Source organism: Vibrio sp. 2033, from assembly GCF_033339735.1.
Window position 1 is genome coordinate 17,963 of sequence record NZ_JAWOVC010000005.1, and the last position, 12,294, is coordinate 30,256.

Annotated in this window: 14 protein-coding genes; all 14 read left to right on the plus strand. The window is 46.3% G+C overall.

The features are described from left to right. Nucleotides 1–11 precede the first annotated feature (11 nt). The 14 genes from fliL to R7P74_RS09040 all read left to right on the plus strand — a co-directional run bounded on the left by fliL (nt 12) and on the right by R7P74_RS09040 (nt 12,286). The gene (gene fliL / locus R7P74_RS08975; RefSeq protein WP_005380477.1) at nt 12–515 is read left to right on the plus strand and encodes a flagellar basal body-associated protein FliL; all 504 of its coding nucleotides are present in this window, start codon (nt 12–14) and stop codon (nt 513–515) included. Between the two features lie 7 nt (nt 516–522). Then, nucleotides 523–1,569 carry a flagellar motor switch protein FliM gene (gene fliM / locus R7P74_RS08980; RefSeq protein WP_005380478.1) on the plus strand — a complete coding sequence of 349 codons (1,047 nt, stop codon included), beginning with the start codon at nt 523–525 and terminating at the stop codon, nt 1,567–1,569. Between the two features lie 58 nt (nt 1,570–1,627). Further along, complete coding sequence (fliN, locus tag R7P74_RS08985) at nt 1,628–2,038, plus strand: flagellar motor switch protein FliN (RefSeq protein WP_005380479.1); 411 nt, start codon at nt 1,628–1,630, stop codon at nt 2,036–2,038. Nucleotide 2,039: 1 nt separating this feature from the next. Then, nucleotides 2,040–2,453, plus strand: a complete 414-nt coding sequence (fliO, locus tag R7P74_RS08990; RefSeq protein WP_005380480.1) for a flagellar biosynthetic protein FliO — start codon at nt 2,040–2,042, stop codon at nt 2,451–2,453. Continuing rightward, nucleotides 2,440–3,309 (plus strand): flagellar type III secretion system pore protein FliP, encoded by an 870-nt coding sequence (gene fliP / locus R7P74_RS08995; RefSeq protein ID WP_005394311.1) that lies wholly within the window; start codon nt 2,440–2,442, stop codon nt 3,307–3,309. Before fliO ends, fliP begins: the two co-directional genes overlap by 14 nt. Before the next feature lie 24 nt (nt 3,310–3,333). Beyond that, nucleotides 3,334–3,603 (plus strand): flagellar biosynthesis protein FliQ, encoded by a 270-nt coding sequence (gene fliQ / locus R7P74_RS09000; RefSeq protein ID WP_005380488.1) that lies wholly within the window; start codon nt 3,334–3,336, stop codon nt 3,601–3,603. A gap of 8 nt (nt 3,604–3,611) precedes the next feature. Continuing rightward, nucleotides 3,612–4,394: a flagellar biosynthetic protein FliR gene (fliR, locus tag R7P74_RS09005; RefSeq protein ID WP_005384463.1), complete on the plus strand. Its 783-nt coding sequence runs from the start codon at nt 3,612–3,614 to the stop codon at nt 4,392–4,394. A gap of 3 nt (nt 4,395–4,397) precedes the next feature. Further along, nucleotides 4,398–5,528: a flagellar biosynthesis protein FlhB gene (flhB, locus tag R7P74_RS09010; protein WP_005380490.1), complete on the plus strand. Its 1,131-nt coding sequence runs from the start codon at nt 4,398–4,400 to the stop codon at nt 5,526–5,528. A gap of 210 nt (nt 5,529–5,738) precedes the next feature. Then, nucleotides 5,739–7,838, plus strand: a complete 2,100-nt coding sequence (gene flhA / locus R7P74_RS09015; protein ID WP_025998722.1) for a flagellar biosynthesis protein FlhA — start codon at nt 5,739–5,741, stop codon at nt 7,836–7,838. Nucleotides 7,839–7,866: 28 nt separating this feature from the next. Next, on the plus strand, nt 7,867–9,384 hold the full coding sequence (flhF, locus tag R7P74_RS09020; protein WP_033907111.1) for a flagellar biosynthesis protein FlhF: 1,518 nt from the start codon (nt 7,867–7,869) through the stop codon (nt 9,382–9,384). A 14-nt stretch (nt 9,385–9,398) separates the two neighbouring features. Further along, nucleotides 9,399–10,286, plus strand: coding sequence for a MinD/ParA family protein (locus R7P74_RS09025; protein WP_005380498.1), 888 nt, complete (start codon nt 9,399–9,401; stop codon nt 10,284–10,286). Further along, nucleotides 10,279–11,013 (plus strand): RNA polymerase sigma factor FliA, encoded by a 735-nt coding sequence (locus R7P74_RS09030; protein WP_005380499.1) that lies wholly within the window; start codon nt 10,279–10,281, stop codon nt 11,011–11,013. The genes R7P74_RS09025 and R7P74_RS09030 overlap by 8 nt, the downstream gene beginning before the upstream one ends. A 45-nt stretch (nt 11,014–11,058) precedes the next feature. Further along, on the plus strand, nt 11,059–11,427 hold the full coding sequence (cheY, locus tag R7P74_RS09035) for a chemotaxis response regulator CheY (RefSeq protein WP_017635949.1): 369 nt from the start codon (nt 11,059–11,061) through the stop codon (nt 11,425–11,427). A gap of 118 nt (nt 11,428–11,545) precedes the next feature. Beyond that, the gene (locus R7P74_RS09040) at nt 11,546–12,286 is read left to right on the plus strand and encodes a protein phosphatase CheZ (RefSeq protein WP_005380502.1); all 741 of its coding nucleotides are present in this window, start codon (nt 11,546–11,548) and stop codon (nt 12,284–12,286) included. Nucleotides 12,287–12,294: the final 8 nt, after the last annotated feature.

Below are 12,294 nucleotides of genomic sequence, written 5' to 3' on the forward strand. Positions count from 1 at the left end.
AAGAGACAAGAATGGCAGAAGAACAGTTACAAGGGGCCGATGCGCCGAAAGGAAAAAGCAAGTTACTTATCATCATCATCGCTGTTGTAGTATTACTACTTGGTGGCGGGGCAGCGGCATTTTTTCTAATGGGCTCTGATGAACCTGCTCAGGCTGAATCGTCTCAACAGGCTCAAGTGAAGGCATCGGATGCTGCGCCCATCGCGTATGTGAATCTTCCTCAGGCATTTGTATTTAACGTTACTGGGGATAGCCGCGATAGGTTGGTTCAAATTAAAGCGCAGTTAATGGTTCGCGGTGCAGAAAATGAAGAGTTGGCGCGGTATCATTCGCCACTGATTGAAAGCTCTATGCTATCAACGTTTGCTTCCGCGACGGTTGATCAATTGCGCTCTCCTACAGGACGAGTGGAATTGCGCGATCGTGCTTCCGAAGATATCAAAGCAGCGCTGAATGCTGCGGTCGGTAAGCCAGTGATTGAAAAAGTACTGTTTACAGATTTTGTTATTCAATAGGTAAAACGTGACCGATCTATTAAGCCAAGACGAAATTGATGCGCTATTGCATGGGGTTGACGATGTTGATGACGTCGATGAACCGATAGAAAACGACACTGAGGGTGCCGTCAATTTTGATTTCTCGTCGCAAGACAGGATCGTACGTGGTCGAATGCCGACGCTCGAACTTATCAACGAGCGCTTTGCACGGCACATGCGTATTAGTCTGTTTAATATGCTGCGTAAAACGGCAGAGGTGTCGATCAATGGCGTGCAGATGATGAAGTTTGGTGAATACCAGAACACATTGTACGTGCCAACCAGTTTGAACATGGTGCGTTTTCGTCCGTTAAAAGGCACTGCGTTGATCACCATGGAGGCTCGTTTAGTCTTTATTCTGGTAGAAAACTTCTTTGGCGGTGATGGTCGATTCCACGCCAAAATCGAAGGCCGTGAATTTACCCCAACGGAACGCCGCATCATTCAGTTGTTACTGAAAATTGTATTTGAAGATTATAAAGAAGCGTGGTCGCCAGTGATGGGGGTAGAGTTCGAATATCTCGACTCTGAAGTAAACCCAAGTATGGCAAACATTGTCAGCCCGACAGAAGTGATTGTCGTGAGTTCCTTCCATATAGAAGTTGACGGCGGTGGCGGCGATTTTCATGTCGTTATGCCTTACTCCATGGTTGAGCCTATCCGTGAACTATTGGATGCAGGTGTTCAGTCCGACAAGATGGAAACGGACGTTCGCTGGAGCTCAGCACTACGTGAAGAGATCATGGATTGTCCGGTTAACTTCCGCGTGAACTTGCTCGAAAAAGACATTTCTTTGCGTGACCTCATGGAGCTGCAACCTGGCGATATCATCCCGATTGAAATGCCAGAACATGCGACGATGTTTGTAGAAGACCTACCGACCTATCGCGTAAAAATGGGTCGTTCGGAAGACAAATTAGCGGTGCAAATTTCTGAGGAAATTGAGCGCCCACATGTCGTCAAAACAGATTTAGCTTTCTTAGGTAAAGACATCATGTCCGAGCTTGAGAGTGAAGACGATATAGACCATTAAGATACCTTATTAAATAGACATGCTATGGCATGAGTAAGGCGTAACACAGGATAGAAAAATGGAACCAAGTGACGATCAAAAGCTAGCAGACGAATGGGCAGCCGCTCTTGGCGAAGACCCGTCTGCCCCTTCTGTAGACGTAGATGAAGTATTGGCTGCGCCACTGGAAGAGCTAAAAGACACTTCAAGCCCAATTAGCGAAGATGAGCGTCGTAAACTCGACACTATTATGGATATCCCGGTGACGATTTCGATGGAAGTCGGTCGTTCTCAAATTAGCATTCGGAACCTGTTGCAGCTTAACCAAGGTTCGGTTGTTGAGTTGGATCGTCTAGCCGGTGAGTCGCTCGACGTATTGGTTAACGGTACTTTGATTGCTCACGGCGAAGTCGTGGTCGTCAACGATAAGTTTGGTATCCGTTTGACGGATGTGATCAGCCAAACTGAACGAATTAAGAAGCTGCGTTAAGATGAGTCGTTCAATCAAAATGCGATTGAAGCAAATCACTGGAGCACTGAGCTTAATGCTAAGTGCTCCTTATGCATTTGCTGCCGCACCAAATAATCTGGATCTTGCGACGACACTTGGCTCGCTTGTGCTTGTAATCGGCGTGATTCTTTTGCTGGCTTGGTTGCTGAAACGTATGCAAGTGCCAGCGATGGGACAACAAAAGGGCTTGCGTATAGTGAGTCAGTTGCCAGTGGGTACAAAAGAAAGAATCGCAGTAGTTCAAGTGGGTGAAGAACAGTTTTTGGTTGGGATTACTAGCCAATCGATCCAAACTTTAGCCAAGTTAGATAAGCCACTGAAAGAGGAAGAGTTGGCGACCAATGCTTTTGCGACTCAATTTAGCCAGCTGATCAAAAAACATGACAAAGGGTAATCCAATTCGTTTGCTCCTGAGTACGTTGTTACTTTTTGTCGGCGTGCTGTTTTCTTCATTTACCTTTGCTGAAGCAGAGGAGTCAGCGCTGCCAGATAACTTAGCCGATGGAAGTGGTGTTACAGTTCAGGCTATGCAAAGTGATACTGGTGCTAGCCGTGCTATGTCCGTTTCTAGTGGCGGTGGTATTCCAGCATTCACCATGACCACGAACCCTGATGGCAGTGAAGACTACTCGGTTACACTACAAATTTTAGCGTTAATGACCATGCTTGGCTTCTTGCCTGCCATGGTGATTCTGATGACCTCGTTCACTCGAATTGTGGTGGTGATGTCGATATTGCGTCAGGCAATGGGTTTGCAACAAACGCCTTCTAATCAGGTTATTATTGGTATTGCGCTGTTTTTGACCTTTTTTGTTATGTCTCCTGTCCTGAACGAAATCAACGACAAAGCTGTTCAGCCTTATTTGAACGAGCAAGTTACGGCGCGAGAAGCGTTTGATGCTGCACAAGCGCCAATGAAAGCATTTATGCTTAAGCAGACCCGAATCAAAGATTTGGAGACGTTCGTAACCATGTCAGGAGAGCAAGTCGAGAATCCAGAAGATGTGTCGATGGCGGTGTTGATTCCGGCTTTTATCACCTCAGAGCTAAAAACTGCATTCCAAATTGGCTTTATGCTCTTCTTGCCGTTTTTGATTATTGACCTTGTAGTCGCTTCGGTACTGATGGCAATGGGTATGATGATGTTGTCACCAATGATTGTTTCGTTGCCGTTCAAGTTGATGTTGTTCGTATTGGTCGATGGTTGGAACTTGATACTCTCGACACTCGCGGGCAGCTTTGCCCTTTAGTTAAGCGCAGATAGAGGATAAGACATGACACCAGAAATGTTTGTCGAGCTTTTCCGTGAAGCACTTTGGATGGTGCTTATCATGGTCTGCGCCATTATCATCCCAAGCTTGCTTATCGGCCTTGTAGTCGCGATTTTTCAAGCTGCGACATCCATCAACGAACAAACATTGAGCTTCTTACCGCGTTTGATTGTCACGCTTTTGGCCCTGATGCTGTTTGGGCATTGGATGACGCAAATGTTGATGGAATATTTCTATGGCTTGATTGAACGCTTACCTCAGGTGCTTTATTAGAGGCGCCTATGGAGTACCCCACTAGCGTTGTCTTAGATTGGATCGCAAACTACTTCTGGCCCTATGTTCGTATCTCATCCATGTTGATGGTGATGACAGTAACCGGGGCCCGATTTGTTTCGCCAAGAATCCGCCTTTACCTCGGTTTAGCCATCACTTTCGCTGTCATGCCAGCCATCCCCGCCGTACCTCAAGACATTGAGCTACTCTCGTTTCGTGGCTTCATGACCATTGCCGAGCAAATGATCATCGGCATAGCGATGGGTATGGTTACTCAATTTATGATTCAAACCTTTGTCCTACTTGGTCAAATATTGGGTATGCAATCAAGTTTGGGCTTTGCTTCTATGGTTGATCCCGCAAATGGTCAGAACACGCCATTGCTTGGCCAGTTATTCATGTTCTTAACGACAATGTTTTTCCTTGCCACCGATGGACACTTAAAAATGCTGCAATTGGTGGTGTTCAGTTTTAAAACTTTGCCGATTGGCTCCGGCTCGCTCAACGCGGTTGATTTCCGTGAAATGGCAGGCTGGCTTGGTATTATGTTCCAAACGGCACTGAGTATGTCTCTATCTGGCATTATTGCGCTACTGACCATTAACTTGTCGTTTGGTGTAATGACCCGTGCCGCACCACAGCTGAATATCTTCTCGCTTGGTTTTGCTTTTGCTTTGATGGTGGGTCTATTACTTTGTTGGTACATACTGGCTGGTCTATACAGTCATTATGAAATGTTCTGGACAGTGGGTGAGGCGCAGATTTGTCGGCTTATTCGCTTGGAGTGCTAAGATTTGGCAGAATCAGACGGTCAGGAACGCACCGAAGAAGCCACGCCCCGACGGTTACAACAAGCCAGAGAAAAGGGGCAGGTCGCTCGATCTAAAGAGCTCGCATCAGCATCTGTGCTGATCGTTGGCGCCATTTCATTGATGTGGTTTGGAGAGGCGTTAGCACGTTCATTGTTTTCCATCATGAGCCGTTTATTTGATCTTCAACGAGAAGAGATTTTCGATACTGCAAAACTGTTTGATATCGCTTTGGGCGCGATGAGTGATTTGTTGTTCCCACTATTTTTGGTGTTAGCGACATTGTTTACCGCCGCCATGATTGGAGCAGCAGGTGTGGGAGGAATCAGTTTTTCTGCCCAAGCAGCCATGCCCAAGCTGTCGAAAATGAATCCGCTTAGCGGCTTAAAGCGAATGGTTGGAATGCAAAGCTGGGTAGAGTTGATCAAATCAATCCTTAAAGTGGTTCTGGTCACTGGTGTCGCCATCTATTTGATCCAAGCATCGCAGGCCGATCTGATTCAATTGAGCATGGATGTGTATCCGCAAAACATCTTCCATGCTTTAGATATTTTGCTGAACTTTATTTTGCTGATCAGTTGCTCGCTATTGATTGTGGTTGCCATCGATATTCCATTTCAAATCTGGCAGCACGCCGATCAGTTAAAAATGACCAAGCAAGAAGTCAAAGACGAATACAAAGAGACTGAAGGTAAGCCGGAAGTGAAAGGCCGTATTCGTATGTTGCAAAGGGAAGCGGCTCAACGTCGAATGATGGCGGATGTTCCTCAAGCTGATGTTATTGTTACTAACCCTGAGCACTTCTCGGTAGCGCTTCGTTATAAGCAGAAGACAGACCGTGCGCCAGTCGTGATCGCTAAAGGTACTGACCACATGGCGATGAAGATTCGAGAAGTCGCCCGCGAACATGACATTACGATTGTGCCCGCACCACCTTTGGCTCGTGCGTTGTACCACACGACAGAGCTCGAGCAAGAGATCCCCGATGGGTTATTTACTGCCGTCGCTCAGGTTTTGGCATTTGTATTCCAATTGAAGCAATACCGAAAACGAGGTGGACAGCGCCCGAAAATTCAAGATTATGATTTGCCAATCCCGCCCGAGCACCGTCATTGATACGAAAAGCGGTAAAGCCTTAAAAAAGCTCGTTTGATCAAAAGCTAAGCTCTATTTGAGTGTTTAGTCATTATTTTGGCGCTAATTATGGTACATAGATTGCTTAAAACGCTTTAATTATCAACCCTACCTAAACTTTTAGGCTAAAGCGGTCGCGTATTAATAGTAAGAGCTTACGTGACGCTTCAATCGATTGAGATCTCTCGCAGTATGAAGTTAAGCCTGCCGTTTGCAGATAAATTGCCACGAATCCCTCAACGTGAAATGCCAGCTATTGGTGCTCCGGTGATGGTTTTGGCCACCCTAGCGATGGTGGTACTGCCGATTCCAGCATTTTTGCTGGATATGTTCTTCACCTTTAACATCGCGCTGTCGATGGTGGTGTTGTTAGTGACCGTTTACACACGTCGCCCTTTGGACTTCGCTGCTTTTCCAACGGTATTGCTGATCGCCACGTTGCTCCGCTTGGCTTTGAACGTTGCCTCGACTCGTGTCGTCTTACTGCATGGTCATGAAGGCGGTAATGCGGCAGGTAACGTAATTGAGGCGTTCGGTAACGTCGTTATTGGTGGTAACTACGCGGTCGGCCTAGTGGTTTTCCTCATCTTAATGATCATCAACTTTATGGTGGTGACCAAAGGTGCGGGTCGTATCTCTGAGGTAAGTGCTCGCTTTACGCTTGATGCGTTGCCGGGTAAGCAAATGGCGATTGATGCCGACTTGAATGCCGGATTGATAGACCAAGAGCAGGCAAGAGTTCGTCGTTTTGAAGTGACCAAAGAAGCGGATTTCTATGGCTCGATGGATGGTGCCTCGAAGTTCGTAAAAGGTGACGCGATTGCCGGTATTTTGATTCTGTTTATCAACATCGTCGGCGGCCTGTCGATCGGTATGGCGCAGTATGGATTGGGTTTCGGTGAAGCGATTGAAATCTATACCTTACTGACAATCGGTGATGGTTTGGTCGCACAAATCCCATCGCTATTGCTGTCAATTGCAGCGGCAATGATGGTGACACGCCAAAACACCGATGAAGACATGGGTGAACAACTGGTCTTCCAGATGTTCGACAACCCAAAAGCGCTGATGATTACTGCGGCTATTCTTGGTGTGATGGGCATCGTACCGGGCATGCCACACTTTGCGTTTTTGAGCCTGGCAGTCGCGGCCGGTGCAGCGGCATATTTCATCGACAAACGGCAAAAGCAGAAAGCGAAAGAGCCCGCTTTACCAGCAACAGCAGACGAAGGTACAGAACCTTCCTCACAGCGCGAACTGTCTTGGGATGACGTCCAGCCAGTCGATATTATTGGCTTGGAAGTCGGTTATCGCTTAATCCCTTTGGTGGACAGAGACCAAGGTGGGGAACTGTTAGAGCGCGTAAAAGGTGTGCGTAAAAAGTTATCGCAAGATTTTGGGTTCCTAATTCCAGCGGTTCATATTCGTGACAATCTTGAGCTGACCCCAAACAGTTACCGAATTACATTGATGGGGGTTGCGGTGGGCGAAGCAGAGATTCGTCCTGATCAAGAGCTAGCGATTAACCCAGGTCAGGTGTATGGCATGATTGATGGTGAGCCAACCATTGACCCTGCTTTTGGACTGGAAGCCGTATGGATCCGAGAAGATCAGCGTGAGCACGCGCAGGCCTTAGGTTATACGGTTGTTGATTCATCAACGGTATTAGCGACGCACCTAAGCCAGCTATTGACCAACAACGCATCACAGCTAATTGGCCATGAAGAAGTAGAGAATTTATTAGAAATGTTGGGACGCAGCGCGCCTAAGTTGGTCGAGAACTTTGTTCCTGACCAATTACCATTAGGTGTGGTGGTGAAAGTCCTACAAAACTTGTTAAACGAGGCCATTCCAATCCGCGATATTCGCACGATTGTTCAAACTTTGGCTGAGTACTCAAGTAAGAGTCAAGAAGCTGACATATTGACGGCAGCAGTTCGAATTAGTCTTAAACGTCTAATTGTTCAAGAAATCAATGGTATAGAGCCTGAGTTACCAGTGATTACTTTGATCCCCGAACTGGAACAAATATTGCATCAAACTATGCAAGCATCAGGAGGCGAATCCGCGGGGATTGAACCGGGACTCGCTGAGCGATTGCAATCTTCACTAAGCCAAGCGACACAGGAACAAGAACTGAAAGGCGAACCTGCCGTTCTGCTTACTTCTGGTGTATTACGCTCGACGTTGGCGAAATTTGTGAAGAACACAATACCTAATCTCCGGGTACTGTCTTACCAAGAAATCCCGGATGAAAAACAGATCAGAATTGTGCAAGCCGTGGGTAACTGATCTCACGCATCATTAATGGATTCATAGTTTGAAAATAAAGCGATTTTTTGCCAAAGACATGAGAACGGCGCTGCTCCAAGTGAAAGAGGAGTTAGGCGCGGAAGCGGTGATCATGTCAAACAAGAAAGTGGCTGGTGGAGTAGCGATTGTTGCGGCGATAGATAGTGAATCTAATCCGTCTCAAGCAAGCGCAGCGTCACAGCAAAATCGCGGTGCTTCTCAATCGAATCGCTATAACGAACATCGTCAAATGTCATCGTCTTCTGCTGATCGTTACCAAGATCGTCATTTAGATGAAGATAAAATTAGCCTGAACAGTAATAACAGTAACAATGAAAAAACAGGCTCAATGACGCAGCGATTCGCTAATATGCTTAAGCAATATAGCGGTGGTGCAGCAGATGCTGACGACCATGTAGCGGAAAATGAAGATTCGCTCTCTGCTTTGCTGCAACGCCAAAATAAGCATCGCGACGGCTACAACCAAGAAAAGCCAGCGCCATATCAACCAGATTCACCTTTGGCGAAGCTAATCGCACAGGACAATCGATTTGAACGTCCGACGCCCAAGCTGGACCCGACGCGATATGACCGACGTCGCCCAAGTGATGAGCGTGACGAATCGGCCGATGAGCTAGAAAGCATGCGCGAAGAGATGACGTCAATTCGTCGTCTGTTGGAGCACCAAGTTTCTGGCCTGATGTGGCAAGAAGTAGAACGCCGTGAGCCGCTAAGAGCAATGCTGATTAAGCGCTTAGAGCGAATGGGCGTTTCTCCGGAGTTAGCAGACCAGATGGCCTGTTACATCCCGGAAGATACAAAGCCAGCGCGAGCGTGGAAAGCGTTATTGTCGCTGGTGGCGGATCAAATCAATATTCCTAAACAGGACATTTTAAAACGTGGTGGCGTAGTCGCATTGTTGGGTCCGACGGGGGTTGGGAAAACAACGACCGTAGCGAAACTCGCAGCACGCGCAGCCATGGAATACGGTGCCGACAATGTGGCCCTTGTGACAACAGATACATATCGCATAGGTGCACATGAGCAGCTCTCAATTTATGGAAGAATCATGGGTTGTCCCGTAAGAGTTGCTAAAGATTCTAACGAGTTAGCCGATGTTATATATCAGCTAAGAAACAGAAGACTGATTTTGGTCGATACGGCAGGGATGGGGCAACGAGATGTGAGGCTTTCCGAGCAGCTCGACACTCTAATGCAAGAGAGCGGAGAAGTGATTCACAGCTACCTTGTTTTGCCGGCTACCGCACAACGTCGTGTTCTACAAGAAACGCTGGATCACTTCCGACGTATACCACTTTCGGGTTGTATTATGACGAAGCTTGATGAGTCATTAAGCCTAGGCGAATTCATCAGTGTAGTGATTCAAAACGCAATGCCAGTAGCTTACATCGCTAATGGTCAGCGCGTACCAGAAGACATTGTGATAGCGCAACCAAAATATATGCTTGCGAAAGCAAATGAACTGTTAGAGAAGTCGACAGAGAACGAACCTCACTTTTGGAACAGTGACAGTGAAGGACTCTAAGGCGGCGGACTACTATGACTGAGAATATGATACACGATCAAGCAAGCGGCCTCCGTCGCTTAACACAACCATCGTTGACCAAAGTGATTGCTGTTACTGGCGGCAAAGGTGGTGTGGGGAAATCAAACGTAACACTGGGTCTGGCGATTTGTATGGCTCGCCAAGGCAAGAAGGTGATGGTTCTCGACGCTGATTTAGGTCTGGCCAATGTGGACGTGATGCTCGGAATTCGTGCAAAACGTAATCTAGGACATGTCTTAGCGGGTGAATGTGAGCTAAAAGATGCGATTGTCGAAGGGCCTTATGGTATAAAGATAATTCCTGCAACTTCTGGCACACAGAGTATGACAGAGCTTTCTCACGCTCAGCATGCCGGACTCATCCGAGCATTTGGTAGTCTTGAAGACGAAATGGATGTCCTGCTGATTGATACCGCTGCTGGTATCTCTGACATGGTAATCAGTTTTTCGCGAGCAGCTCAAGATGTGGTTGTAGTTGTGTGTGATGAACCGACGTCAATCACAGATGCCTATGCATTAATCAAGCTGTTGAGTAAAGAACACCAAGTTCAACGCTTTAAAGTTGTAGCAAATATGGTCAGAAGCTACCGTGAAGGGCGAGAATTGTTTGCAAAGTTGACACTAGTCACAGAGCGATTCTTGAATGTTAGCCTTGAACTCGTAGCATGTATTCCATTAGATGATAAAGTACGACAGGCTGTAAAAAGACAAAAAATTGTCGTTGATGCGTTCCCACGCTCGCCTGCCGCTTTAGCTATCAGCTCACTAGCAAACAAAGCGTTGACGTGGCCACTACCGAAAACACCAAGTGGACACTTGGAATTTTTTGTGGAAAGGTTGCTAAATCGTACCGAATTCGCAGAGGACCCTTTTGGTGAATAAAGCGATAACCTATGACCAACATGGCAAATTTAATAGCCAGCAGGCGTTCATTGAACGTTATTCAGTGTTGGTTAAGCGCATTGCTCACCACCTACTAGGCCGTTTACCGCCGAGTGTTCAGGTAGAGGATTTAATTCAGGCCGGCATGATCGGTCTTATCGAAGCTCAGCAGAATTATGATGGTTCTAAAGGTGCGAGCTTTGAAACTTATGCAGGTATCCGTATTCGTGGCGCAATGTTAGATGACATGCGTAAAGGCGATTGGGTACCGCGTTCTGTTCATAAAAATAATCGAGAGATTAACCAAGCGATTGCGGAGCTGGAAGGCGAATTAAATCGAGATCCTACTGATTCTGAAGTAGCCACGCATCTCGGTATGACACTGGATCAATATCATAGTGCTCTTACCGATATCAACTGCTCAAAATTAGTCGGTATTGAAGATTTAGGCGTTTCTGATGATGTGATTTCACCGGCGGATGAAACCGATGACAGCAACCCATTCAAAGGGGTAGTTGATGAATCATTTCGAAAAGCACTGGTTGAATCAATAAAACAGCTTCCAGAGCGTGAAGCTTTGGTTCTTTCGCTTTATTATGATGAAGAACTCAATTTGAAAGAAATTGGCGATGTGTTAGGCGTAAGCGAATCTCGCGTAAGTCAAATACTGAGTCAAGCGATGCAACGTTTACGTACCAAGCTCAGTGCGTGGACACAAAATGACTAAAAACACTGATTTTACGATTCAGTGGAGGCAATTTTGAATAAAAACATGAAGATCCTTATTGTTGATGATTTCTCAACAATGCGCCGTATTGTTAAAAACCTGCTTCGTGACTTGGGTTTCAATAACACTCAAGAAGCGGACGATGGTTTAACCGCATTACCAATGCTGAAAAAAGGTGACTTCGATTTTGTTGTAACTGACTGGAACATGCCAGGTATGCAAGGCATCGATTTGCTTAAACACATCCGCGCGGATGCAGAACTTAAGCATCTGCCAGTTCTAATGATCACGGCTGAAGCGAAGCGTGAGCAGATCATTGAAGCTGCTCAAGCAGGTGTAAACGGCTACATTGTTAAGCCATTTACTGCTGCAACATTAAAAGAAAAATTAGATAAAATTTTCGAGCGTTTATAACTCTCTCTTTCTCTTTGTTATTCGAGTCATTCATACCAATTATTAAATACCTATTAAATGACTCGTTTAGCGTTTTCAAAGTGATAAGAAGAACTAAACGTAAAAGGGTCTATTCAGAATGATCTCACTAGAGCAGGCGAAGTCACTCGTTCAAATGCTAGAAAACGGGGAACAAGACCAAGCCAATATGCTTGTTGCCTCGATCTACGAAGGTGCCGATAACCCAATGCTGCAAGAAATTGGAGCGTTAACTCGAGACCTTCACGAATCACTCAAGCAGTTCAGTCTCGATCAGCGCATGACCGAAATTGCGAAAGACGAAATCCCTAACGCTAGGGATCGTCTCAATTATGTGATCGAGAAGACAGAGCTTGCAGCCAACAAAACAATGGATGCGGTCGACTGCTGCCTTCCTATCGCTGACAACCTGCATGATTGCCTTCTAAAAGTTCGTCCTCAATGGAATGAACTCATGCACGGGCGCATAGAATTAAGCGAATTTAAAGCACTGTGCCACCGAATCGACGGGCTATTAGTGCAAGTCGAAGGTGACAGCACTGAATTGCGCGGCCAGTTGACCGAAATTCTCATGGCGCAAGACTTCCAAGACCTAACTGGCCAAATCATTCGCCGCGTAATTACGTTGGTTAATGAAGTCGAAGGCCGCTTAGTGGAAATCCTAACCGTATTCTCTGGAAATAAACTTGAAGAACACATTCAAGTTTTGTCAGAACCGGCAGATAAAAAGAATACACAAACAAGCGAAGCCGAAGGCCCGATTCTTCATCCAGAACTGAGAGAAGATGCGGTTTCATCGCAGGACGAAGTCGATGACTTGTTGTCCAGTCTTGGATTTTAAAGGTAACG